The following is a 23,096-nucleotide window of genomic DNA, read 5'->3' as shown; positions in this document are numbered from 1 at the left end:
GCTGACCATCGTGTGACAAGCTCATTCAACACTCCGATATAGATGGTGCTTGGTGATGTACTGAACGACACCGTCGGGTACCAAGTACCACACCGGAAAACCCCGGCCGACCCGGCTGCGACAGTCAGTGGACGATATCGCAAGCGCCGGAACTTCCAGATAGCTTACGTCGTGCCGCGGCAAAGAGGAAACCGCGAAGGTGTGACCGGGCCGGGAGACCGCCACGAAATGGGCGAGATCCCAGAGCGCGTCGACGTCCTTCCAGTTCAGGATCTGCGCGATGGCGTCGGCCCCCGAGATGAAGAAGAGGTCGGCGTCGGGGTGGGCCGTCTGCAGGTCGCGCAGCGTGTCGATCGTGTACGTGACGCCGCCGCGGTCGATGTCGACGCGGCTGACGGTGAAGCGGGGGTTCGAGGCGGTCGCGATGACCGTCATGAGGTAGCGGTGCTCGGCGGGAGTGACCGGCTCCTTGTGCCAGGGCCGCCCGGTGGGCACGAAGACGACCTCGTCGAGGTCGAAGGAGGTGGCGACCTCGCTCGCGGCCACGAGGTGGCCGTGGTGCACGGGGTCGAAGGTGCCGCCCATCACGCCAATGCGGCGTCGGCCGGAGCCCTCACGGGTCTGCTCGCCCTCAGGCTGCTCGGCCGGGTCGCCCGCAGGCTCGCTGCTCGGGTGCCCCGCGGGCATCGAAGACGTCATCTACCGGGACTAGTGATCCGCACCCGTGCGGTCGGCGTGGCCGTGGACGTCGTGCGTCGAGGCGAACTTGGCCGACTTCGACGGGTGGCGGTTGGCCACGTCTCGGTAGCTCCAGGTGACGAAGCCGAGCGCGACGAAGACGACCGCCGCGATCAGGCCGAACACGATCGGGGGCATCGGAAGGGCGACGGGCTCGTTGACGGCGGCGAGCGTGCTCACGAGTACGGACATTGCTTCTCCCGGTGTTTCGGACGGAACGACCCTTCTACGATACCGCTAACCGCGGGACTGGCCCGACCCCCGCACCGTCCACTTCGTGCTGGTGAGCTCCGAGAGCCCCATCGGTCCGCGCGCGTGCAGCTTCTGCGTCGAGATGCCCACCTCGGCCCCGAAGCCGAACTCGCCCCCGTCGGTGAAGCGGGTGGAGGCGTTCACCATCACCACGGCGCTGTCGACCTCGTTCAGGAAGCGCTCGGCGTTGCCGAGGTCGTCGGTGATGATCGACTCGGTGTGATGGGTCGAGTAGCGGCGGATGTGCTCCATCGCCTCGTCGAGCGAGGCCACCACGCGCACGGCCAGGTCGAGGCTCATGTACTCGGTCGCCCAGTCCTCGTCGGTGGCGGGTACGGCGTCGGGGAAGACGGCGCGGGTCGCCTCGTCGCCGTGCACGGTCACCCCGGATGCCCGCAGCCGGCCGAGCACCGTCGGCAGCAGTCGCTCGGCCGCCGCCTCGTGCACCAGCAGCGTCTCGAGCGCGTTGCAGACGCTCGGGCGCTGCACCTTCGCGTTGTGCACGATGTCGACCGCCCACTCCTCGTTCGCCGAGGCGTCGAGGAAGACGTGCACGACACCGTCACCCGTCTCGATCACGGGCACCTGCGACTCCGTGACGACCGCCTTGATCAGGCCGGCGCTGCCGCGCGGGATGAGCACGTCGACGGCGCCGCGGGCGCGCATCAGGCGGGTGCCGCCTTCGCGCCCGAACTCGTCGACGGTCTGCACGGAGGCCGGCGGGAGGCCGGCCGAGGCCAGGGCATCCTGGATCAGCCCGACCAGCACGCGGTTCGTGCTCTCGGCCGCCGAGCCGCCGCGCAGCACGGCCGCGTTGCCGCTCTTCAGCGCCAGGGCCGCGATGTCGACCGTCACGTTCGGCCGCGCCTCGTAGATGACGCCCACGACACCGAAGGGCACCCGCACCTGGTCGATGCGCACCCCGTTCGGCAGCTTGCGGCCCCGGATGCTCTCGCCCACCGGGTCGGCCAGCACGACGATCTCGCGCACCGCGCCGGCCAGGGCGACGATGCGCTCGGGGGTGAGTCGCAGCCTGTCCTGGAGGGCGGTGGACAGGCCGTTCTCCCGGCCGTTCGCGAGATCGACCTCGTTGGCCCGGAGGATCTCGTCGGCGCCGGCCTCGAGCGCGGCCGCGATGGCCGTGAGGCCCCGGTTCTTGACGTCGGTGGTGGCGGTGGCGAGCACCAGGGAGGCCGTTCGGGCGGCGGCCAGCTTCTCGTCGAAGGCGTCGGACATGCCCGAGAGTCTACGGGGCGGGCGCGAAGAAGGTGCCGATGTCGGCGCCCGCCAGGGCCTCGGCCACGCGGCCCGTCGAGGTGACGAGCACGGCCGTGCCGGCGGCGGCGGCGAGGCGCGCGGCGCTGACCTTGGTGGCCGCTCCCCCGGTGCCGACCCCGGCCGCGCCGATGTCGCCGAAGGTGACCCCGGCCAGGTCGTCACCGATGGGCACCTCGCTGATCATCACCGCGCCGGGCTCCTGCGGGGGGCGGGTGTAGAGGGCGTCGACGTCGGAGAGCAGCACGAGGGCGTCGGCCTCGACGAGCTGCGAGACGAGGGCCGCGAGCCGGTCGTTGTCGCCGAAGCGGATCTCGTGGGTGGCCACGGTGTCGTTCTCGTTCACGATGGGCAGGATGCGGAGGCCGAGCAGCCGGTCCATGGCGCGCTGGGCGTTGGAGCGGTGCGTCGGGTTCTCGAGGTCGCCCGCCGTCAGCAGCACCTGACCGGCGGTGATGCCGAAGCGCCGCAGGCTGTTCTGATAGCGGTAGATCAGCACGTTCTGGCCGACCGCGGCTGCGGCCTGCTGGGTGGCGAGGTCGTTGGGGCGGGCGTCGAGCTTCAGGAAGGGCATGCCCGTGGCGATCGCGCCCGAGGAGACCAGGATGATCTCGGTGCCCCGGGCGTGAGCTGCGGCCAAGGCATCGACCAGGGGCTCGATCTGCCCGGCGTTGTCGCCGCTGATCGACGACGAGCCGACCTTGACGACCACGCGCCGGGCCGACGGGATGCCGCTGCGCTCGGTGACCTGTGCGCGGAGATCGTGACCGTCGGTCACGACTCGTCCTCCTGGTTCCAGAGCCCCGCTTCCTTCTCGCGCACGAGCTCGGCCCGGGCCTCCGCCTTGGCGTCCATCAGGTCGTAGTAGTCGTCGCGGCGCTCGACGTTGGTGCGGCGGCGCCCGCCGTCCAGGCGCGGGTCGGAGCCGCGCGGGGCGACGACGAGCTCGGCCGTGGAGGTGAGGGTCGGCTCCCAGTCGAACACGATCGCGTTGCCGCGGCCGATGACGACCGTCGATCCCGAGACGGCGCCCTTCTTGAACAACTGGTCCTCGACGCCGAGCTTCGCGAGCCGGTCGGCGAGGAAGCCGACGGCCTCGTCGTTGGTGAAATCGGTCTGCTGCACCCAGCGCTCCGGCTTCGTGCCGATGATGCGGAAGACGTCGCCGTAGCTTCCGCCCTCGACCTCGATGTGGAAGCCCGATTCGTTGACGGCCTTGGGGCGCAGCACGATCTTCGCGGGGGCCGGGTTCTCGGCGGCCTCGCGGCGTGCGCGGTCGACCAGCTCGGCGAGGGCGAACGAGAGCTGGCGGAGTCCCTCGTGGCTCGCGGTGGAGATCTCGAAGACCTTGTAGCCGCGCTCCTCGAGCTCGGGCTTGACGAACTCGGCGAGCTCGCGCGCCTCGGGCACGTCGATCTTGTTCAGGGCGATCAGCTGGGGGCGCTCGAGAAGCGGCACCTGCCCCTCGGGCACCGGGTAGGCGCCGAGCTCGCCGAGGATGACATCGAGGTCGCTGATCGGGTCGCGGCCGGGCTCGAGCGTGGCGCAGTCGAGCACGTGCAGCAGGGCGCTGCAGCGCTCGACGTGACGGAGGAACTCCAGGCCGAGGCCCTTGCCCTCGCTCGCGCCCTCGATGAGCCCGGGCACGTCGGCGATGGTGTACCGGGTGCCGCCCGACTCGACGACGCCGAGGTTCGGGTGCAGCGTGGTGAAGGGGTAGTCGGCGATCTTCGGCTTCGCGGCCGACATGGCGGCGACGAGGCTCGACTTGCCGGCCGAGGGATAGCCCACGAGCGCGACGTCGGCGACGGTCTTGAGCTCGAGCAGCACGTCGCCGGTCCAGCCGTCGGTGCCGAGCAGGGCGAAGCCGGGCGCTTTGCGCTTGGTGGTGGCGAGTGACGCGTTGCCGAGGCCGCCCTGACCGCCCTCGGCGATCACGAAGCGCATGCCGGGCTCACTCATGTCGATGATCTCGGCGCCGTCGGCGTCTTTGACGACCGTTCCGACGGGCACCGGGAGCTCGAGCTCCTCGCCGTTCGCTCCGGCGCGGTGGTCGCCCATGCCGGGGCCGCCGTTCTGCGAGGAGCGGTGCGGGGCGCGGTGGAAGCCGAGCAGCGTCGTGGTCTGCGGGTCGCTGACGAGCACGATGTCGCCGCCGTGGCCGCCGTTGCCGCCGTCGGGGCCGGCCAGCGGCTTGAACTTCTCACGGCGAACGGACACACAGCCGTTGCCGCCGTTGCCCGCCTTGAGATGGAGGGTCACATGGTCGACGAAAGTCACCATTTGCGGTTACCTCACGATCTTTCTGGGAGACGAAACGACGATGGGCGGGCCGAAGCCCGCCCATCGCGCGAAGATGATGCCGAAGCGGCGGAGGTTACTCCGCGACCGCCGCGACGATGTTGACGACCTTGCGGCCGCCCTTCCGGCCGAACTCGACCGAACCGGCCGAGAGGGCGAACAGCGTGTCGTCGCCGCCACGGCCGACGTTCACGCCGGGGTGGAAGTGAGTGCCGCGCTGGCGGACGATGATCTCGCCGGCGCCGACGACCTGGCCGCCGAAGCGCTTGACACCCAGACGCTGAGCGTTGGAGTCACGACCGTTGCGAGTGGAGCTCGCACCCTTTTTGTGTGCCATGTTTCCTGATCCCTACTTGATTCCGGTGACCTTGACGCGGGTGAGCTCCTGGCGGTGGCCCTGGCGCTTCTTGTAGCCGGTCTTGTTCTTGAACTTCTGGATGACGATCTTCGGGCCGCGGAGGTCGTTCAGGACCTCGGCGGTGACCTTCACCTTGGACAGCGACGACGCGTCGGAGGTGATGGTGTCACCGTCGACGAGCAGCACGGCCGCCAGCTCGATGTTGCCGTTTTCGTCGGCCTTGATGCGATCGAGGGTGACGATCGTGCCGACCTCGACCTTTTCCTGCCGACCACCGGCGCGCACAACTGCGTAAACCAATTTACGTACCTAACTCTTCTTCGGGGCCCTCACGAGCGCACTCTGCAGCTCATGGAAGTCTTGGCAAACGGCGGAGCGACGCTCCACGCACACCAGCGGTCAAGCCTACTCGACGGAGTGATTTCGGTCAAACCGGGGCAAGTGGGATACTCGCACCATGACCGTGCTGATCGACGAGCCGATGTGGCCAGCCCACGGTACCATCTGGGGCCACCTCGTCAGCGACGACTCGCTGGAGGAGCTGCACCGCTTCGCCCGGGCGGCCGGACTGCCGCCCCGCAGCTTCGATCTCGACCACTACGACGTGCCGGTGGACCGGCACGACGAGCTGGTCGCCGCGGGGGCCGTGCCCGTCAGCTACCGGGAGCTCGTGGTTCGTCTGCGCTCCAGCGGGCTGCGGGTGCGCGGGCGGGACCGCGACGCGGAGCGCGCCCACCGGGGGACGCGCTCCGCGCACTAGCGGAGGCGGCTCAGGAGTCGCTCGACTCCGCGGGCGCCGAGACGACGGCGGTCGTCGACACGCGACGGCTGCGCGAGCGGCCCTGTCCGGGCTGCTTCGGCGCCGGGAGGGCGTCGAGCACCGAGTCGAGCAGGTGCGAGGCCTCCTCGGGCTTCACCCGCGGGGCGCGGGCGGCCTTCGTGACGGGGATGTCGAGGATCGCGATGGCGGGCTCGGGGTCGGACACGGGGGCCTGGGGGGCGGCCTCCGGGTCGACCGCTGGCGCGGTGGACACCGGGGCGGCGACCTCGTCGAACGAGGGGGCCGAGGCCGGCTGGGCCGGCGCGGTCTCCTCCGGGGCGGCCCCGGTGGCGGGTGCCCCGGCCGGTGCTGCCGCGGGTGCCTCTGCCGCCGGTGCCTCTGCGGCGGATGCCTCCGACGCGGGTGCCTCCGACGCGGGTGCCTCCGTCGCGGGTGCCTGCTCGGCGTCGCCGCGCGAGTGGCGCGACTTGCGGCGCCGGGTCGAGCGCTCGGCCGCGACCGCCGCGTCAGGGCCGCGGACGGCCTCGGCGGCGGGCGCCTCGGCGACGGCCGTGGGGGCGTCGGACGGGGCGGCTGCGGTCTCGGTCACGGGCGCGGAACCGGCATCCGGAACCTCGTCACCGGTGTGCTTCGCCGCGGTTATCGCGGAAGCCGCGATCGTGGAGGCCGCGATCTGGGCGAGGGCGTTCTTGGCGTTCTCGGTGATGGCGTGGGTGCCGCCGACGGGGGCCGTCTGCGATCCGGAGCCGTTCGCGCCGGAGCCGTTGCCGTTCGAGCCGGAGCCGTTGGCCCCGCCGTTCGAGCCGCCGCGGCCGTTGCGGCGGCCGGCGCCGTTCGAGCCGGTGGAGCCGCCGTTGCCGGAGCCGCCGTTGGAGCCGCCCGCGGGCTGCTGGCTCGAGCGGTGCTTCACCACGGGGTCGTGGTGCACGATGATGCCGCGGCCGGCGCACTGCTCACAGGGCTCGCTGAACGACTCCAGGAGGCCCAGGCCGAGCTTCTTGCGGGTCATCTGCACGAGGCCGAGCGAGGTGACCTCGGCGACCTGGTGCTTCGTGCGGTCGCGGCTGAGGCACTCGATCAGGCGCCGGAGCACCAGGTCGCGGTTGGACTCGAGCACCATGTCGATGAAGTCGACGACGATGATGCCGCCGATGTCGCGCAGACGAAGCTGGCGCACGATCTCCTCGGCGGCCTCGAGGTTGTTCTTCGTCACGGTCTCCTCGAGGTTGCCTCCCGAGCCGACGAACTTGCCGGTGTTCACGTCGACCACGGTCATGGCCTCGGTGCGGTCGATCACGAGCGAGCCGCCCGAGGGCAGCCAGACCTTGCGGTCGAGGGCCTTCTCGATCTGCTCCGAGACGCGGTACTCGTCGAAGGCGTCTTTCTCGCCCTCGTACTTCTCGACGCGGTCGAGCAGGTCGGGCGCGACGGCGGCGAGGTAGTTCTCGATGGTCGCGCGGGCCTCGTCGCCCGAGATGACGAGCTTGTGGAAGTCCTCGTTGAAGACGTCGCGCACGATCTTGATCAGGAGGTCGGGCTCGGAGTGCAGCAGGTGCGGCGCCTGCTGCTTCTGCACCTGCTCGCTGATGTGGGCCCACTGAGCCGTGAGGCGGTTGACGTCGAGCGTCAGCTGCTCCTCGGTGGCGCCCTCGGACGCGGTGCGCACGATGACGCCCACGTTCTCGGGCAGCACCTCCTTGAGGATGCGCTTCAGGCGGGCCCGCTCGGTGTCGGGGAGCTTGCGCGAGATGCCGTTCATCGAGCCGTTGGGCACGTAGACGAGGTAGCGGCCCGGGAGGCTGACCTGGCTGGTGAGACGGGCGCCCTTGTGGCCGACCGGGTCTTTGGTGACCTGAACGAGCACGGTGTCGCCCGACTTCAGCGCGAGCTCGATTCGGCGGGGCTGCGAGCCCTTGCCCTCGTTGTTCTCGGCCGCGGCGTCCCAGTCGACCTCGCCGGAGTAGAGCACGGCGTTGCGGCCGCGCCCGATGTCCACGAAGGCGGCCTCCATGCTCGGCAGCACGTTCTGCACCTTGCCGAGGTAGACGTTGCCGATCAGCGAGGCATCCTGCGCCTTGGCGACGTAGTGCTCGACCAGCACGCCGTCTTCCAGCACGGCGATCTGGATCTTGTCGTTCTTGGCGCGCACGACCATCTGGCGGTCGACGGCCTCGCGGCGGGCGAGGAACTCGGCCTCGGTCACCACGGGGCGGCGGCGGCCGGCGTCGCGACCGTCGCGGCGGCGCTGCTTCTTGGCCTCGAGGCGGGTGGAGCCCTTGATGCGCTGCGGCTCGGTGATGAGCTCGGGCTGGCGCTCCTCGCGCTCGCGCGGGGTGCGCACCTTGACGACGGTGTTCTCGGGGTCGTCCTGGCCTCCGCGGGTCTCCTCGCCCGAGCGGCGACGGGAGCGGCGGCGCACAGAGGACTCCGCGGCCTGCTCGTCGCGGTCGCGGGGGTCACGGTCTCGCGGGTCGCGATCGCGGGGTTCACGGTCGCGCGGGTCGCGGTCCCGATCCCGGTCCCGCGGGTCGCGGTCGCGCGGCGGCAGCGGCGGGAGGTCGGGGAGGTCGGGCGCCTGGAAGATCAGCGAGGTGGTGCTGAGCGCCCGCGGGCGCTCGGGCGCCTGGAAGGCGGAACCCGCGGCGCTGAACGGGGCGAGGCCCGGCTCGTCGTCGTGCGGGCCGGCCTCGAGCACGGGAGCCTCCGGCTCGTCGGCGGCGGGGACCTCGGACGCATCGGAGGGGACCTCGGACGCATCCGCAGGGGCCTCGCCTGCATCCGCGGGCACCTCGGCGGCGGGCGCCTCGGCGGGGGCCTGAAGCACGTCAGCGGGCACCCCGGGCTCGGCCGATGCCGCGGGCTCCGGCTCGGGCGACGTGGGGGCGTCGCGGTAGGAGGTCACCGGAGCATCCGTCTTCTTGCCTGCTCGGCGACCGCCGAACAGCCGCGTCTTGCGCCGGCCCGTTCCCTCCTGGTTGTTCGTGTCGTTGTCATTGTGTGAACTGTTCTCCACCATCTCTGGTGCACTCCTTGCCAGCCAGGGGCTCTCACCCACCGGCAGGTACTCTCACGAGCGAAGGTCCGCCTGCGCGTCTCCTCCGCTGATCTCGCTCATGCGCCGGCCCGCCTGCTGGCGGACCCGGTCGCTCTGTCTGTCTTCGTGTCGGGGTCTGACGCCTCGTGGGGCAGCGCGTCTGCGGTGCCCGGGGACGATGAGCCCGGAAAGCCTTCGTTGGCGGTTTCGCTGACGATCACCGAAACCTCCGTCGATTATCGCACGCATTCCCAGAATGCTCGCGAACGCGCTCTGCGATACTGGCCGGGTGCCTGCCGAAACAGCTGAATACCGCCGCCCGATCGGCCTCGCCGTTCTGCTCATCGTGGCGGGCCTCCTGGGCTGGTACGCCTCGTTCGATCTGACGCTCGAGAAGATCCAGACGCTGATCAACCCCGACTACGTCCCGAGCTGCAACATCTCGCCGCTCGTCACCTGCGGGCCCAACATGGCGAGCTCGCAGGGCTCGGTGTTCGGCTTCCCGAACCCGATCATCGGCGTCGCGGCGTTCATCGCGCCGATCGTGGTGGGCATGGCCATCCTGGCCGGGGCGCGCTTCGCGAAGTGGTTCTGGGTGCTGTTCAACCTCGGCTTCGTGGGCGCCGTGGCGTTCATCGTGTGGCTGATGAGCGTGAGCATCTTCGTGCTCGGCACCCTCTGCCCCTACTGCATGCTCGTCTGGGCCGTTGTCATCCCGATGTTCTGGTACGTCACGGCGTACAACGTGAAGCAGGGCCACTTCGGCAACGGGCGCGGCAGCCGCGAGATCGCGGCGCTCGTCTACCCCTGGGTGTGGACGCTGGTGCTGCTGAGCTACCTGGTGATCGTGGTGCTGGCGCAGCTGAGGCTGGACGCCCTCACCACGATCCTCCGCACGCTCTAGCCGAGAAGCGGCTCGGCCGAGCGGCCGGGCTCAGCCGAACCAGAGGGCGAGCTCGCGCTGCGCCGACTCGGGCGAGTCGCTGCCGTGCACGAGGTTCTGCTGCACGGCGAGGCCCCAGTCGCGGGCGAGGTCGCCGCGGATGGTGCCGGGCGCGGCCGTGGTGGGGTCGGTGGTGCCGGCCAGCGATCGGAAGCCCTCGATCACACGGTTGCCCGTGATGCGCAGGGCCACGATCGGGCCCGACTCCATGAACTCGACCAGGGGCTCGTAGAACGGCTTGCCCTGGTGCTCCTCGTAGTGCGACGCCAGGAGCTCCCGGTCGGGCTCGATCAGCTTGATGTCGACGAGCTGGTAGCCCTTCGCCTCGATGCGGCGCAGGATCTCGCCGGTGAGGTTGCGGGCCACGCCGTCGGGCTTGACGAGGACGAGGGTTTCTTCGACGTAGGTGGTCATGCCCTAAACCCTAGCGAACGAAACTAGACGGCCGCCGCCGGGGAGCCGCCCTGCCCGTCGCCCTCCTCGGCCTCCTGCGCGGCCCGCCAGGCGGCGCGCTGGCGGTCGATCTGGGCGCCCTTGACCATGCAGTAGATCCACAGGCCGATGAAGATCGCCGCGACGATCGCGAGCGAGGGCACGAGGAAGCACGCCGCCACGATCACGGCCTGCAGCGCCCAGCCGAGCCAGTAGCCCCAGCGGAAGCGCAGCAGCGCGACGTTCACGACGAGCAGCAGGCAGAGCACCGCGCCGCCGATCAGGGCCGCGGGCGCCGGCAGCGCCTTCAGCCCGAAGATCACCAGCGCCGCGAAGAACATCACGATCGACTCGAAGCCGAGCACGATCGAGGCGAGGCTCTGGCGAACGGATGCTCCCCTCACTCGGTCTCGCCCTTCCAGCCCTCGCGGGCGGCCAGCGTGATGACCTCTCCGACGAGGGTGATCGAGCCCGTGACGAGCACGGCCCCCTTCTCGGTCTCGCCGGCCGACTCCCGCGCCTGCTCGAGCGCCTCCTCCAGCGACGGCTCGACGAGCACCCGGTCGGCGCCGGCGATGCCGACGACCACCGAGGCGAGCTCGTCGGGGTCGATCGCCCGCTCGGAGGAGCTCGTCGTGACGACGAACTCCGACACCACGGGGTCGAGGGCGCGGATGATGCCGGCCACGTCCTTGTCGGCCAGGATGCCGACGACGGCGACCACCTTGTCGAAGGTGAAGTACTCCCCCACGGCGGTGGCCAGCGCCTCGGCGCCGCCGGGGTTGTGCGCGGCGTCGACGAGCACGGTGGGCTCGGTGCCGACGAGCTGCAGGCGGCCGGGCGAGGTCGCCGTGGCGAGCCCCTCGGTCACCACGTCGTCGGCGAGGGCCTGGGTTCCGCCCCCGAGGAACGACTCCACCGCCGCGATGGCGACGGCGGCGTTGTGGCCCTGGTGCGTTCCGTAGAGCGGCAGGAAGACGTCGCGGTAGGTGCCGGCGAGGCCCTGGATCGTGACGAGCTGCCCCCCGACCGCGACCGTGGAGTCGAGCATCCGGAAAGCCGTGCCCTCGACGGCGAAGGTCGCCTCGGAGAGCTCGGCGGCGCGCTGGAGCTCGGCCAGCGCCTCGGGCGGCTGGGCCGCCGTGACGACCTGCGCCGAGGGCTTGATGATGCCGGCCTTGGTGCGCGCGATCTCGGCGACGGTCGAGCCGAGCCGGTTGGTGTGGTCGAGCGAGATCGGCGTGATCACGGCGACCTGGCCGTCGCCGACGTTCGTGGAGTCCCACTCGCCGCCCATGCCGACCTCGATCACGGCCACGTCGACCGGCGCCTCGGCGAACGAGGCGAAGGCGAGCACCGAGAGGGCCTCGAAGAAGGTCAGGTGCGGCTCCCCCGCGGCCTCCAGCTCGCTGTCGACGAGCTCCAGGAAGGGCTCGATGTCGCCCCAGTTCGACGCCAGCGCCTCGTTCGTGATGGGCACGCCGTCGATCATGATGCGCTCGTTCAGGCGCTCGAGGTGCGGGCTCGTGAAGAGGCCGGTGCGAAGACCGAGTGCGCGCAGCAGGCTCTCGGTCATGCGGCTGGTCGAGGTCTTGCCGTTGGTGCCGGTGATGTGGATGATCGGGTACGCGTGATGCGGATCGCCGAGCAGCTCCACCACCCGCCGCGTGGCCGAGAGCCGAGGCTGGGGCTGCGCCTCCCCGAGGCGCGAGAGCAGCGCCTCGTACACGGCGTCGCCCTGCTCGACGTACTCGTCGGGCGCGTCGAGGCCGACACGGTCGAAGTCGTCGCCGGGCGAGACGCCCGCCTCCACCTCGTTCTCGTCGGGGTCGTCGGCGGGCGGGCCGAAGTCGCCGCCGAAGAAGTTGTCAGACAAGGGCGTTCTCCAATTCGATCGACACCCGGCCGGACGAGCCCACCGGGACGGGCTTGACCCGCTCCTCCTCCGAGATCTCCGTCAGCACGGGCACGCCGGCAGCCAGCACCTCGCGGCCGACCAGCTCGAGCAGCTCGGGATACTCGGCGAAGCTGGTGCGCGACTCGTCGTCGAGCTTCAGCGTGAGCCGGATGCGGTCGGTCACGAGCAGGTTGCTCGACTTGCGCTGGCTCTGCACCGCGCGGATGACGTCGCGGGCGAGGCCCTCGGCCTCCAGCGCGGGGGTGAGCGTGGTGTCGAGCAGAACGAAGCCGCCGGCGGGCAGGAGCGCGAGCGCGGTGCTCTGCCCCGACTCCCCCTCGGCCGAGTCGGCCGCGGCCTCGAGCACGAGCTCGTACTCGCCCTCGAGCAGGTCGATGCCGCCGGCGTTCACGACGCCGTTGGCCTCGTTCCAGTCGCCCGAACGGGCACCCTTGATGGCCTGCTGCACGCTCTTGCCGAGGCGCGGGCCGGCGACCCGGGCGTTCACCGTGAGGCGCGAGGTGATGCCGAACTCGGCGGCGCTCGTGGCGTGCTGGTCGACGAAGCTCACGCTCTTCACGTTCAGCTCGTCGCGCAGGATCGCCTCGAACTGCTCCAGGTTCGACGCGTCGTCGGTGACGATGGTGAGCCCGGCGAGCGGGAGGCGCACGCGCAGCCCGTTCTGCTTGCGGAGCGACAGCACGGTCGACGAGATGGCGCGCACCGTGTCCATCGTGTGCACCAGGCCGGCGTCGGCCGGGAAGTCGTTCTCGTCGGGCCAGTCCGTCAGGTGCACGCTGCGTCCGCCGGTGAGGCCCTTCCACATCGCCTCGGCGACCAGCGGGATGAGCGGGGCGGCCACCCGGGTGACGGTCTCGAGCACGGTGAAGAGCGTGTCGAACGCGGCGTGGTCGTCGCCCGACCAGAAGCGGTCGCGCGAGCGGCGCACGTACCAGTTGGTCAGCACGTCGGCGAAGTCACGGAGCTTGGCCGAGGCGACGGTCGCATCAAGCGCCTCGAGGTCGGCGGTCACCGACTGCACGAGCTCGCGCGTCTTGGCGAGCAGGTACCGATCGAGCACGTCGCTCGAGTCGGTGCGCCACTGCGCCTCGTAGCCGCCCTCCGACGCACTGTTGGCGTACAACGTGAAGAAGTAATAGGTGCTCCAGAGCGGCAGCAGCAGCTCGCGCACACCCTGGCGGATGCCCTCCTCGGTGACGACGAGGTTGCCCCCGCGCAGCACCGAGCTCGACATCAGGAACCAGCGCATCGCATCCGAGCCGTCGCGGTCGAAGACCTCGGAGACGTCGGGGTAGTTGCGCAGCGACTTCGACATCTTCTGCCCGTCGGAGCCGAGCACGATGCCGTGGCTGATCACGTTGCGGAAGGCCGGCCGGTCGAACAGCGCGGTCGACAGCACGTGCATCACGTAGAACCAGCCGCGGGTCTGCCCGATGTACTCGACGATGAAGTCGGCGGGGCTGTGGGTGCGGAACCAGTCCTGGTTCTCGAACGGGTAGTGCACCTGGGCGAACGGCATCGAGCCCGAGTCGAACCAGACGTCGAAGACGTCGGGGATGCGGCGCATGGTGGAGCGCCCGGTGGGGTCGTCGGGGTTCGGCCGGGTGAGGTCGTCGATGAACGGGCGGTGGAGGTCGGGCTCGCCGTCGCGGTTCAGCGGCAGCGTGCCGAAGTCGGCCTCGAGCTCGGCCAGCGAGCCGTACACGTCGACCCGCGGGTACTCGGGGTCGTCGCTCTTCCACACCGGGATGGGCGAGCCCCAGTAGCGGTTGCGCGAGATCGACCAGTCGCGGGCGCCGGAGAGCCACTTGCCGAACTGCCCGTCCTTGACGTTCTCGGGCACCCAGTCGATCTGCTGGTTGAGCTCCTCCATGCGGTCGCGGATGCTCGTGACGCGCACGAACCAGCTCGACACCGCTTTGTAGATCAGTGGGTTGCGGCAGCGCCAGCAGTGCGGGTAGCTGTGCTCGTAGCTCGCCTGGCGCATCAGCCTGCCCTCGGCCTTCAGCAGCTGCGTGAGCGGCTTGTTCGCCTCGAACACGTGCTGCCCGGCCACGTCGGAGACGGTCGAGAGGAAGCGCCCGCCGTCGTCGACCGAGATGATCACGGGGATGCCGGCCGCCTCGCAGACCTTCTGGTCCTCCTCGCCGTAGGCGGGGGCCTGGTGCACGATGCCGGTGCCGTCGGTGGTCGAGACGTAGTCGGCGACGAGGATCTGCCAGGCGTTCTGGGTGCCCCACTTCTCGGTGTCGGCGTAGTAGTCCCAGAGCCGCGCGTAGGCGACGCCCTCGAGCTCGCGGCCCTTCAGGGTGCGGGTGACGGATGCGCGGGCCTCGTCGGCCGAGTCGTAGCCGAGCTCCTTGGCGTAGTTGCCGACCAGGTCGCTCGCGAGGAGGTAGTCGGAACCCAGCACGGTCAACGTCGACGACCGACGAAGCACAGCTTCGTCGGCGCTGGCGTCGCGGTGACGATCCACCGGATCGTCACTTTCAGCTGCAGCGCGCCCAGCGACCTCTGCATCCGCGGTTCCGTTCGGACCGGCGGGCACCACGGCGTAGTCGATGTCGGGGCCGACCGCGAGCGCCATGTTGGTGGGCAGCGTCCAGGGCGTGGTCGTCCAGGCCAGGGCTCGCACGGCGGTGAGGCCGAGCGCCTCGGCGCGCGAGCCGACGAGCGGGAAGGTGACCGTGACCGTCTGGTCCTGGCGCATCTGGTAGACGTCGTCGTCCATCCGCAGCTCGTGGTTCGAGAGCGGGGTCTCGTCCTTCCAGCAGTACGGCAGCACGCGGTAGCCCTCGTAGGCGAGGCCCTTCGTGTGCAGCTGCTTGAAGGCCCAGAGCACGCTCTCCATGAACGTGGTGTCGAGCGTCTTGTAGTCGTTGTCGAAATCGACCCAGCGGGCCTGGCGGGTGACGTAGGCGCGCCACTCGTCGGTGTACTTCAGCACCGACTTGCGGGAAGCGGCGTTGAAGACCTCGACGCCCATCTCCTCGATCTGGCTCTTCTCGGTGATACCGAGCTGCTTCATCGCCTCGAGCTCGGCGGGCAGGCCGTGGGTGTCCCAGCCGAAGCGGCGGTCGACCTTCTTGCCCCGCATGGTCTGGAAGCGCGGGAACACGTCCTTGGCGTAGCCGGTGAGCAGGTGCCCGTAGTGGGGCAGGCCGTTGGCGAACGGGGGGCCGTCGTAGAAGACCCACTCCGCGCCGCCCTCGCGGTTCGCGATCGAGTCGGGGAAGGTGTCGTCGCCCTTCCAGAAGGCGAGCACGCCCTCCTCCACCTCGGGGAAGCTCGGCGACGGGACGACGGAGCTGAACTCGTCGGAGTCTTTGGGGTACGTCATGGTTCTCCTGGACGGCCTGATCGGTGCTGCCTGTTCCACGAGGACGGTGGGCTCTCACCCGCCGTGGTACCACCTCGCTTGCCGCCCGGTGCGTTCGCCCCGGATGGCCGCTCGTTCTTAGGCTGTGACGGGCCCGACCCGTTCGGTTCTACTTGGCCTCCGGTCGCCCGGCCGCCGTTCTTCCGAAGACTCCCCGGTGATGGCCGGTTCACAGTCGTTCAGTAGGCGATTCTAACCGATGCCGAAGCCCGAGAGCACAGGATGCACGACCTTCTGCAGATACGTCTCGAGCGGTGCGCGCTCCGGTCCGTCGGCGGCCCACCGACCCACGGCGGCCGACGCCGCGCCGACCACCGCCAGGGCGATCCCCCGCGCGGTCAGGGCGTCGAGGCCGCGGCCGAGGAGGAAGGCCTCGACGACTCCGGCGTGGGCGAGCGCACGGGCGAGTCCGGCGGCCTTCAGCTCCTCGTCGATGCCCATCACCTCCCACTGGGTCAGCGCGAGCGGCGCTCGGCCGGGGGTGAGGGCGGCGGCCGTCGTGGCGAGGGCCGCCTCGACGGCGGCCAGGGGGTCGGTGGTCGCGGGGGCTGCGGCGAGAGCATCCGTCAGCACCGCCCGGCTCGCGTCGAGCTCGACCCAGAGGAGGTCGGCCTTGCCGGGGAAGTAGTTGAAGAAGGTGTTGCGGCTGACCCCGGCGCGGCGCGTGATCTGCTCGATGGTGGTCTTCGCGTAGCCCTGCTCGAGGAAGAGCTCGGAGGCGGCCTCCTCGAGCATCCGCTCCGACGACGCCCTCGGCCGACCGGCCATTCTCGCTCCCGGGGAATAAATAGATCGCGTACAAGAATTAGACTGGGTGACGATCACAGCAGATCGCCCTCCCACCATCCCATACAGAACGGCTCCGTCGTGCCTCTGCGTCACCGCTCCCTCGCCCTCTCGCTCGCCGGGCTGGCCACCGCCTCCGCCCTGCTGCTCGCCGGATGCTCGGCCGACGCCGGCCCGTCGGACACCCCCGCCACCCCGGTCGCCGGCGGCACCCTCACCTACGCGACCGGTTTCGGCGAGCCCACCTGCCTCGACCCGCACGTTGGCGGCAACATGCCGCAGGCGCTCGTCGGCACCAACGTGCTCGAGTCGCTCTTCTCGCAGGACGAGACCGGCGCCATCGTCCCCTGGCTCGCCGAGTCGGGCGTCGCGGCCGACGACGGACTGAGCTGGGACGTGACCCTCCGCGACGGCATCGCGTTCACCGACGGCACGCCCATGGACGCCGAGGCCGTCAAGGCCAACGTCGAGCACATGAAGGATCCGGAGACCGCCTCCTCGACCGCGATCCTCGCGCTCGGCAAGGTCTCCTCGGTCGATGTCGTCTCCCCCACCGTCGCCCGCTTCGTGCTGAGCGAGCCCGACAGCGCGCTGCTCGAGTCGCTCGCCCAGACCTGGCTCGCGATGGAGTCGCCCGCCGGCCTCGAGCGCGGCATGGAAGCCAACTGCGAGGCGCCCATCGGCACCGGCCCGTTCGTCTTCTCGGAGTGGGTCAAGCAGGACCACGTGACCTTGACCCGCAACGACGACTGGACCTCGGCGCCTGCGGGCGCGACCCACGAGGGGCCGGCCTACCTCGACACGATCGAATGGCGCTTCATCCCCGACCCGGCCACCCGCTTCGCCGCGCTGCAGTCGGGCGAGGTCGACGCGATCGACGAGATGCAGCCCGACAACGTCGTGGCCGCGACCGCCGACGGCAGCGGGCTCGACGTGCTCACCGGCGCGCTGCCCGGTGCCTCGATCCGGCTCGAGCTGAACTCGGGCTACGCGCCCTTCGACGACGAGTTGGTGCGCAAGGCCTTCATCGCCGCGGCCGACGTGAACCCGGGCATCCAGAGCCTGTTCTTCGGCACCGTCGAGCGCTCGTACTCGGTGCTGTCGTCGTCGACGCCGTTCGGCGCCTCGTTCGAGGACGACTACGCCATCGACGCCGACAAGGCGAACCAGCTGCTCGACGAGGCCGGCTGGATGTCGCGCGACTCCGAGGGCTACCGCACCAAGGACGGCGAGCGGCTGACCGTCGACTTCCCCGTCTCGACGAACCAGTCGATCCCGGCCGAGGTGTCGCTGTTCGAACAGATCCAGGCCACCACCAAGGCGGTCGGCTTCGACGTCGAACTGCACCCGATGGACCTGTCGAGCTGGTACGCCGCGCTCGGCTCCTGGGACTTCGACCTCACCAGCGCGATCTACACGAAGAACTCGCCCGACGTGCTGCGCATCCTGTACGACTCGGAGAACATCATCCCGGCACCGAGTGGGTACCACCCGAACAACGCGCACGTGTCGATCCCCGAGCTCGACGACGCCGTGACCGCGGCGGGGCAGACCACCGACCCCGACGAACGGGCCGCCCTGTACGAGAAGGCGCAGGAGCTGCTGGCCGACGGGGCGTACGTGCTGCCCCTGTACGACCACCTGCAGAAGATCGGCTACGGCGACCGGGTGCAGGGGCTGTCGCTGCTGCCGACGCTGCAGATCCCGTACTTCGGCGACACCTGGGTGAGTGAGTAGCGGGCGGATGCGCGGCTCGGCCCTCGGCGGGCGCCGCCCCTCCGGCGGCCCGCTCGATGGCCGGGTGCCGGGCGGTCCGGGTCGACCGCGCTCGGGTCTTCTGCGGAGCCGGGTGCTGCGCGTCGCCGCGGCTCTCGGCGGGGCCGTGTTCGTGCTCTGGGCGGCGGCGACGCTGACGTTCTTCGGTCTCCGGCTGATCCCGGGCGACCCGGCGCAGGCCGTGCTCGGCGGGCCGGGGTCGCAGGCGAGCGCCGAGGCGCTGGCCGCCGTGCGCTCGGAGTACGGCTTCGACCAGCCGATCTGGATGCAGTACCTCCGATACCTAGGCCGCCTCGTCACCGGCGACCTCGGCTCCTCGTACTCGCAGCGGCAGTCGGTCGCCTCGATCATCGGCAGCCAGATCGGCGGCACCCTGCTGCTCGCCGTGCTGGCACTGACGGTCGCCTGGCTGCTCGCGCTCGGGCTCGCCGTGTGGTCGACCCGTGGGGGCCGGCTCGCCGCCGCCGTCGGATCCGGCCTCGAGATCGTCGCCGCCGCGGTGCCGCACTTCTGGCTGGCGACCGTGCTGGTGCTCGTGTTCAGCACGACGCTGCGCTGGTTCCCCGCGGTCAGCACCGACGGGCCCGCCGGGCTCGTGCTCCCGGTGCTGACCCTCGCGCTGCCGCTCGCCGGCTTCCTCGGGCAGGTGATGCGCGAGTCGGTGCTCGACGCCCTTGAGGCGCCGTTCGTGCTCTCGGCCCGCGCCCGCGGCGAGAGCGAGGCCGGGGTGCGCTGGCGGCACGTGCTGCGGCACGGCGCCCTTCCCGGCATCGCGCTCTCGGGCTGGGCGTTCGGCTGGCTGATCTCGGGCGCCGTCGTGGTCGAGACGATCTTCGCGCGGCCCGGGCTCGGGCGCACGCTGCTGAACGCCGTGCAGCTGCGCGACGTGCCGCTCGTGATCGGCGTGGTGCTCGTCGTCGCGGTGGGGTACGTGGTGATGACGCTGCTGACCGACGTGGTGTCGCGGATCGCCGACCCGCGGCTGGCCGCCTCGCGGCCCTCCCGCTCGTCGCGGCCGTCGTCCTCGCGGCCGGCCTCTGCTGAAGGGGTGCGCGCATGAGCCTCCCTCCCGTGTCGACGGTGGCCGCCGTCGCGACGGCCGCCCGACGGGGCCGACGGATGCTCGGTCCCGCCCAGTGGGTCGCCGTCGCCGTGCTCGTGCTGCTGCTCCTCGCGGCCGTGGCGCCCGCGGTGCTCGCGCCGGGAGACCCGTTCGCGATCGCCCCTGTGGACGCGTTCCTGTCGCCGCGGTGGGGGCATCCGCTCGGCACCGATGAATCGGGCCGGGACATCTACACCCGCGTCGTACACGGCGCCGGCACCTCGCTCGTGATCGGCGTCGCCGCCACGGCGATCGGCATCTCGCTCGCACTCGTGCTGGGGCTCGCCGCCGCGCTCGGCGGCCGGGTCGTCGACTTCGGCGTGAACCGGTTGCTCGAGGTGCTGTTCGCGTTCCCCGGGCTGCTGCTGGCGCTGCTCGTCATCACGGTCTACGGACCGGGCATCGTGACCTCGACGATCGCGGTGGGGCTGGCGACGGCGCCGGGGTACGCGCGGATCATCCGGGCGCAGGCGCGGTCGGTGGCGACCTCGCCGTACGTGGAGGCGGCGGTGGTGCTCGGACGGTCGCGGGGGCGCATCCTGGTGCAGCACATCCTGCCGAACGCCGTGCTGCCCGTGTTCGTGCTGGTGACGCTCGGCGTCGGCCAGGCGATCGTGTGGGCCGCGGCGCTCAGCTACCTCGGGCTCGGCGCCGAGCCGCCCGCCGCGGAGTGGGGCGCGATGCTCTACGCCGGCAAGAACTACCTGGCGACGGCGTGGTGGCTGACGTTCTTCCCCGGGCTCGCGATCGTGCTGGCGGCCGCCGCGACGACCGTGCTGGGGCGGGCACTGCAGAAGCGGGGGGCGCGATGAGCGGGACGGTGGGTGACTCGACGGGCGGCTCGACGGGCGACGCGATCGGCGACTCGATCGGCGGCTCGGCGGGCGAGGAGCTGCTGCGGGTCGAGGAGCTGCTGCGGGTCGAGGAGCTGCGCGTCGGCTTCGGCGGGAGGGGCGCTCGGCGCGGTCCTGCGGTCGTGGACGGGGTGTCGTTCACGCTCCGGGCGGGGCGGTCTCTCGCGATCGTGGGCGAGTCGGGGTCGGGCAAGTCGGTGACCGCGCGCTCGCTGGTGGGGCTGGCGGGTGCCGGGGCGTGGACGTCGGCGTCGGCGCTGGAGGTGGTCGGAGCATCCGTTCTCGGACCCGTCGGAGCGGACGGGATCGCCCGGGGCCTCTCGGCCGCCGCCTGGCGGAAGCTGCGTGGGCGGGCGATCGGGCTGGTGGTGCAGGACGCGCTGGTGTCGCTGGACCCGCTGCGGCCGATCGGGCGCGAGATCGGCGACGCGCTGCGGCTGCACACGCCGCTCTCTGCGGCGGAGCGGCGCGCACGGGTGCTGTCGCTGCTCGAATCGGTGGGGATGCCCGACCCCGCGTCGCGGGTGCACCAGCGCTCGGGCGAGCTCTCGGGCGGCCTCCGTCAGCGCGCGCTGATCGCCTCGGCGCTGGCCGCCTCTCCCCGCCTCCTCATCGCCGACGAGCCGACGACGGCACTGGACAGCACGGTGCAGGCGCAGATCCTCGCGCTGCTCGAGGGCGTGCGCGACGCCGGAACCGGCCTGCTCTTCATCAGCCACGACCTCGCGGTCGTCTCCCGCATCGCCGACGACGTGCTCGTGATGCGCGCCGGCCGCGTCGTCGAGTCGGGCCCGGTGGCGCAGGTGCTGGGCGACCCGCGGCACGAGTACACGAAGGCGCTGCTGCGCGCGGTGCCGACGGGCGTGCCGCGCGGCGTCGCGCTGAGCGCCCGCCCCGCCCCGCCTGCGCCGCCCGACCCGGCGGTCTCCGGCGCTCCCACGGGTGCATCATCGTCGGATCCAGTGCTGGAGGTGACCGGTGTCTCGAAGCGGTTCGGCGATCGGCTCGCCGTCGACGACGTGAGCCTGTCGCTCCCGGCTGGCACCACCCTCGGCCTCGTCGGCGAGTCCGGCTCGGGCAAGACCACCCTCGCCCGGATCGCCCTCGGTCTCGCCGCCCCCGACACGGGTGCCGTGCGCCTCGACGGGCTCCCCTGGGCGCCCGGCCCCGAGCGCGACCGCCGCTCCCGCCGTCCGCTCGTCGGCGCCGTCTACCAGGACGCCCTGTCGTCGTTCGACCCGCGGATGACCGTGCGGCAGATCCTCGCGGACGCGCTCCGTGGAGCATCCGCCCCCCGCCCCGTCGATGAACTGCTCGACGACGTCGGTCTCTCGCCCTCGCTCGCCGGAGCCCGCCCCCTGGAGCTCTCCGGTGGACAGCGCCAGCGCGTCTCGATCGCCCGCGCCCTCGCGCCCTCCCCGCGCGTGATCGTGCTCGACGAGCCGGTCTCGGCGCTCGACGTCTCGATCCAGGCGCAGATCCTCGACCTGCTCGACCGCCTGCAGCGCGAGCACGGCGTCGCCTACCTCTTCATCTCGCACGACCTCGGCGTCGTGCAGCACATGAGCGACACGCTCGCCGTGATGAAGGACGGTCGCGTGCTCGAGCAGGGACGCGCATCCGCGGTCTTCGACAACCCCGCGCACCCGTACACGCAGGCGCTGCTCGCCGCCGCACCGCGCATCGGCCCCCGCTGAATCCGCCGTATCCCTGGGGCCCTCCCGGCGCTACACTCTCGCGCAACGCGCGCGACGTGCGCGTGCCCGCCACGGAGGTCGCCATGCCTGAGAACGCCAGCTCCACCGCCCTCACCACCGATCCGGTCTCGCCGGAGTTCGAACGGCGGTTCCCCCGCCGCCTCCTCTTCGCCGGTGCAGCGGCCGGCGTCGCCGCCCTCTCCCTGGCCGGTGCTCCGCCCGCCGAAGCCGCTCCCGCCACGACCCCGTGGGCGCTCGGTGGCAACACCGGCGTCAGCACGAACAACTTCCTCGGCCCGACGAACGCGGGTGCACCGCTGATCTTCAAGACGAAGAACGACGCCGGCTCCAGCCTGAGCGAGAAGATGCGGCTCTCGGCCATCGGCCGGCTGGGGCTCGGCGTCACCGACCCGAAGGCCCGGCTGGACGCGGTCGGGAGCACGATCGCGGTGCAGGGCACGAGCACCGCCACCACCACGGCCGGCCGGGCGCTCTCGGGTATCGCCAAGGGCGGGTACGGCGTGTTCGCGAAGTCGGACGACACCGCCGGGTACTGCGACGGCGCCTACCTCGGCGTCTACGCCCGCGGATCGGTCGCCATGCGGGGCGAGGGAACGGGCTACGGCGCCTTCTTCAGCGGCGGCGACACGGGCCTCCAGGCCGACGGCGCGGCGTTCGGCGTGCGGGCTTTCGGGACGACAGCCGTTTACGCCTCGGGGTCGGCCCAGGCCGTGCGCGCCGCCGGCGGCCAGTACGGGGTGTTGGCCGAGAACGGCGGTACGGCGAGCGTCCGCGGCGTCAGCCCCTACGTCGGTGTCTGGGGCGACGGCGCCACCTACGGCGTCTACGGGCGTGCGACCGGCACCAGCGGAGACAACTACGGCCTGTTCGGCTCCACCGCGAGCCCGACCGGCTACGCCCTCTACGCCTCCGGGAACGCCCGTGTGACGGGAACCCTGTCGAAGTCCTCCGGCTCGTTCCAGATCGATCATCCGCTCGACCCCGACAACAAGTGGCTCTCGCACTCGTTCGTCGAGTCGCCCGACATGATGAACGTCTACAACGGCAACGTCACCACCGACGCGAAGGGCGACGCGACCGTGACGCTCCCCGACTACTTCGAGGCGCTGAACCGCGACTTCCGCTACCAGCTGACGGTGATCGGCGGCGGCTTCGCCCAGGCCGTCGTCTCGCGGAAGGTCGCGCGGAACAGCTTCGAGCTGAAGACCGACAAACCCGGCATCGAGGTGTCGTGGCAGGTCACGGGCATCCGCCACGACAGCTACGCGGAGGCGCATCCGATCGTCGTGGAGACCTCGAAGGCCCCGGCCGACACGGCGCGGCGCGCTGCGCCCGTGTCACCCGACGGAGGGCCCGCCGCAGACCCGATCCCACCCGTTCCCGATGCGGCCGTCGCCCCGCCGAGGCCGACCGCACCGGGCCCGTCCGCCTCGAGGACGGCACCCTGAG

General features: G+C 71.2%; 20 protein-coding genes. 7 read left to right on the top strand and 13 right to left on the bottom strand.

The window, feature by feature from the left end; translation table 11 throughout:
- Positions 1-21: 21 nt before the first annotated feature.
- From nadD to rplU, 7 genes are all read right to left on the bottom strand, one after another.
- On the bottom strand, positions 22-699 hold the full coding sequence (gene nadD / locus BJ984_RS11830) for a nicotinate-nucleotide adenylyltransferase (RefSeq protein WP_271206582.1): 678 nt from the start codon (positions 697-699) through the stop codon (positions 22-24).
- A gap of 9 nt (positions 700-708) precedes the next feature.
- Complete coding sequence (locus BJ984_RS11825; RefSeq protein ID WP_179548192.1) at positions 709-930, bottom strand: hypothetical protein; 222 nt, start codon at positions 928-930, stop codon at positions 709-711.
- Positions 931-975: 45 nt separating this feature from the next.
- A complete protein-coding gene (locus tag BJ984_RS11820; RefSeq protein ID WP_179548191.1) occupies positions 976-2,226 on the bottom strand; it encodes a glutamate-5-semialdehyde dehydrogenase in 1,251 nt (416 codons plus the stop codon).
- A 10-nt stretch (positions 2,227-2,236) separates the two neighbouring features.
- On the bottom strand, positions 2,237-3,043 hold the full coding sequence (gene proB / locus BJ984_RS11815; protein WP_179548190.1) for a glutamate 5-kinase: 807 nt from the start codon (positions 3,041-3,043) through the stop codon (positions 2,237-2,239).
- Positions 3,040-4,548 (bottom strand): GTPase ObgE, encoded by a 1,509-nt coding sequence (gene obgE / locus BJ984_RS11810; protein WP_179548189.1) that lies wholly within the window; start codon positions 4,546-4,548, stop codon positions 3,040-3,042. The genes proB and obgE overlap by 4 nt, the downstream gene beginning before the upstream one ends.
- 94 nt (positions 4,549-4,642) lie before the next feature.
- Positions 4,643-4,903, bottom strand: coding sequence for a 50S ribosomal protein L27 (gene rpmA, locus BJ984_RS11805; RefSeq protein ID WP_173180754.1), 261 nt, complete (start codon positions 4,901-4,903; stop codon positions 4,643-4,645).
- A 12-nt stretch (positions 4,904-4,915) separates the two neighbouring features.
- Positions 4,916-5,224: a 50S ribosomal protein L21 gene (rplU, locus tag BJ984_RS11800; protein WP_173180753.1), complete on the bottom strand. Its 309-nt coding sequence runs from the start codon at positions 5,222-5,224 to the stop codon at positions 4,916-4,918.
- A 157-nt stretch (positions 5,225-5,381) separates the two neighbouring features.
- Here rplU and BJ984_RS11795 point away from each other — a divergent pair, with 157 nt between their 5' ends.
- Entirely contained in the window at positions 5,382-5,684 is a 303-nt protein-coding gene (locus tag BJ984_RS11795) for a DUF4031 domain-containing protein (protein WP_179548188.1), read from the top strand.
- A 10-nt stretch (positions 5,685-5,694) separates the two neighbouring features.
- Here the strand turns inward: BJ984_RS11795 and BJ984_RS11790 are convergent, their stop codons facing one another.
- Complete coding sequence (locus BJ984_RS11790; protein WP_179548187.1) at positions 5,695-8,721, bottom strand: Rne/Rng family ribonuclease; 3,027 nt, start codon at positions 8,719-8,721, stop codon at positions 5,695-5,697.
- Between the two features lie 307 nt (positions 8,722-9,028).
- On the opposite strand from BJ984_RS11790, the gene BJ984_RS11785 reads away from it, so the two are divergent.
- Positions 9,029-9,643 carry a vitamin K epoxide reductase family protein gene (locus tag BJ984_RS11785; RefSeq protein WP_271206583.1) on the top strand — a complete coding sequence of 205 codons (615 nt, stop codon included), beginning with the start codon at positions 9,029-9,031 and terminating at the stop codon, positions 9,641-9,643.
- Between the two features lie 30 nt (positions 9,644-9,673).
- Here the strand turns inward: BJ984_RS11785 and ndk are convergent, their stop codons facing one another.
- From ndk to BJ984_RS11760, 5 genes are all read right to left on the bottom strand, one after another.
- On the bottom strand, positions 9,674-10,096 hold the full coding sequence (gene ndk, locus BJ984_RS11780; protein WP_173180749.1) for a nucleoside-diphosphate kinase: 423 nt from the start codon (positions 10,094-10,096) through the stop codon (positions 9,674-9,676).
- Positions 10,097-10,119: 23 nt separating this feature from the next.
- Positions 10,120-10,518, bottom strand: a complete 399-nt coding sequence (locus tag BJ984_RS11775; RefSeq protein ID WP_271206584.1) for a DUF4233 domain-containing protein — start codon at positions 10,516-10,518, stop codon at positions 10,120-10,122.
- Positions 10,515-11,990, bottom strand: a complete 1,476-nt coding sequence (locus BJ984_RS11770; protein WP_179548185.1) for a bifunctional folylpolyglutamate synthase/dihydrofolate synthase — start codon at positions 11,988-11,990, stop codon at positions 10,515-10,517. The genes BJ984_RS11775 and BJ984_RS11770 overlap by 4 nt, the downstream gene beginning before the upstream one ends.
- Positions 11,983-15,372 (bottom strand): isoleucine--tRNA ligase, encoded by a 3,390-nt coding sequence (locus BJ984_RS11765; protein ID WP_179548184.1) that lies wholly within the window; start codon positions 15,370-15,372, stop codon positions 11,983-11,985. Before BJ984_RS11765 ends, BJ984_RS11770 begins: the two co-directional genes overlap by 8 nt.
- A gap of 231 nt (positions 15,373-15,603) precedes the next feature.
- Positions 15,604-16,179 (bottom strand): TetR family transcriptional regulator, encoded by a 576-nt coding sequence (locus tag BJ984_RS11760; protein WP_179548183.1) that lies wholly within the window; start codon positions 16,177-16,179, stop codon positions 15,604-15,606.
- A 99-nt stretch (positions 16,180-16,278) separates the two neighbouring features.
- Between BJ984_RS11760 and BJ984_RS11755 the strand changes: the two genes are divergently transcribed.
- The 5 genes from BJ984_RS11755 to BJ984_RS11735 all read left to right on the top strand — a co-directional run bounded on the left by BJ984_RS11755 (position 16,279) and on the right by BJ984_RS11735 (position 23,095).
- Positions 16,279-17,934: an ABC transporter substrate-binding protein gene (locus tag BJ984_RS11755; protein ID WP_271206585.1), complete on the top strand. Its 1,656-nt coding sequence runs from the start codon at positions 16,279-16,281 to the stop codon at positions 17,932-17,934.
- Positions 17,935-17,941: 7 nt separating this feature from the next.
- Positions 17,942-19,033 (top strand): ABC transporter permease, encoded by a 1,092-nt coding sequence (locus tag BJ984_RS11750; RefSeq protein WP_179548182.1) that lies wholly within the window; start codon positions 17,942-17,944, stop codon positions 19,031-19,033.
- Positions 19,030-19,887 (top strand): ABC transporter permease, encoded by an 858-nt coding sequence (locus tag BJ984_RS11745; protein ID WP_179548181.1) that lies wholly within the window; start codon positions 19,030-19,032, stop codon positions 19,885-19,887. The genes BJ984_RS11750 and BJ984_RS11745 overlap by 4 nt, the downstream gene beginning before the upstream one ends.
- Positions 19,884-21,626 (top strand): dipeptide ABC transporter ATP-binding protein, encoded by a 1,743-nt coding sequence (locus tag BJ984_RS11740; RefSeq protein WP_179548180.1) that lies wholly within the window; start codon positions 19,884-19,886, stop codon positions 21,624-21,626. The genes BJ984_RS11745 and BJ984_RS11740 overlap by 4 nt, the downstream gene beginning before the upstream one ends.
- A gap of 83 nt (positions 21,627-21,709) precedes the next feature.
- Positions 21,710-23,095 (top strand): hypothetical protein, encoded by a 1,386-nt coding sequence (locus BJ984_RS11735; RefSeq protein WP_179548179.1) that lies wholly within the window; start codon positions 21,710-21,712, stop codon positions 23,093-23,095.
- The last annotated feature ends 1 nt before the right edge of the window (position 23,096 follow it).

The organism is Herbiconiux flava, from assembly GCF_013409865.1.
Lineage (GTDB): Bacteria > Actinomycetota > Actinomycetes > Actinomycetales > Microbacteriaceae > Herbiconiux > Herbiconiux flava.
The sequence above is the reverse complement of the archived record's forward strand: the minus strand, read 5'-3'. Positions and strand labels throughout refer to the sequence as shown.

Coding starts and splice junctions, on each gene's coding strand:
- obgE (WP_179548189.1), bottom strand. CDS start 4,548: ATGGTGACTTTCGTCGACCATGTGACCCTCCATCTCAAGGCGGGCAAC.
- BJ984_RS11760 (WP_179548183.1), bottom strand. CDS start 16,179: ATGGCCGGTCGGCCGAGGGCGTCGTCGGAGCGGATGCTCGAGGAGGCC.
- BJ984_RS11825 (WP_179548192.1), bottom strand. CDS start 930: ATGTCCGTACTCGTGAGCACGCTCGCCGCCGTCAACGAGCCCGTCGCC.
- BJ984_RS11745 (WP_179548181.1), top strand. CDS start 19,030: ATGAGCCTCCCTCCCGTGTCGACGGTGGCCGCCGTCGCGACGGCCGCC.
- BJ984_RS11820 (WP_179548191.1), bottom strand. CDS start 2,226: ATGTCCGACGCCTTCGACGAGAAGCTGGCCGCCGCCCGAACGGCCTCC.
- BJ984_RS11735 (WP_179548179.1), top strand. CDS start 21,710: ATGCCTGAGAACGCCAGCTCCACCGCCCTCACCACCGATCCGGTCTCG.
- BJ984_RS11765 (WP_179548184.1), bottom strand. CDS start 15,372: ATGACGTACCCCAAAGACTCCGACGAGTTCAGCTCCGTCGTCCCGTCG.
- BJ984_RS11740 (WP_179548180.1), top strand. CDS start 19,884: ATGAGCGGGACGGTGGGTGACTCGACGGGCGGCTCGACGGGCGACGCG.
- nadD (WP_271206582.1), bottom strand. CDS start 699: ATGACGTCTTCGATGCCCGCGGGGCACCCGAGCAGCGAGCCTGCGGGC.
- BJ984_RS11790 (WP_179548187.1), bottom strand. CDS start 8,721: ATGGTGGAGAACAGTTCACACAATGACAACGACACGAACAACCAGGAG.
- BJ984_RS11750 (WP_179548182.1), top strand. CDS start 17,942: ATGCGCGGCTCGGCCCTCGGCGGGCGCCGCCCCTCCGGCGGCCCGCTC.
- rpmA (WP_173180754.1), bottom strand. CDS start 4,903: ATGGCACACAAAAAGGGTGCGAGCTCCACTCGCAACGGTCGTGACTCC.
- BJ984_RS11795 (WP_179548188.1), top strand. CDS start 5,382: ATGACCGTGCTGATCGACGAGCCGATGTGGCCAGCCCACGGTACCATC.
- ndk (WP_173180749.1), bottom strand. CDS start 10,096: ATGACCACCTACGTCGAAGAAACCCTCGTCCTCGTCAAGCCCGACGGC.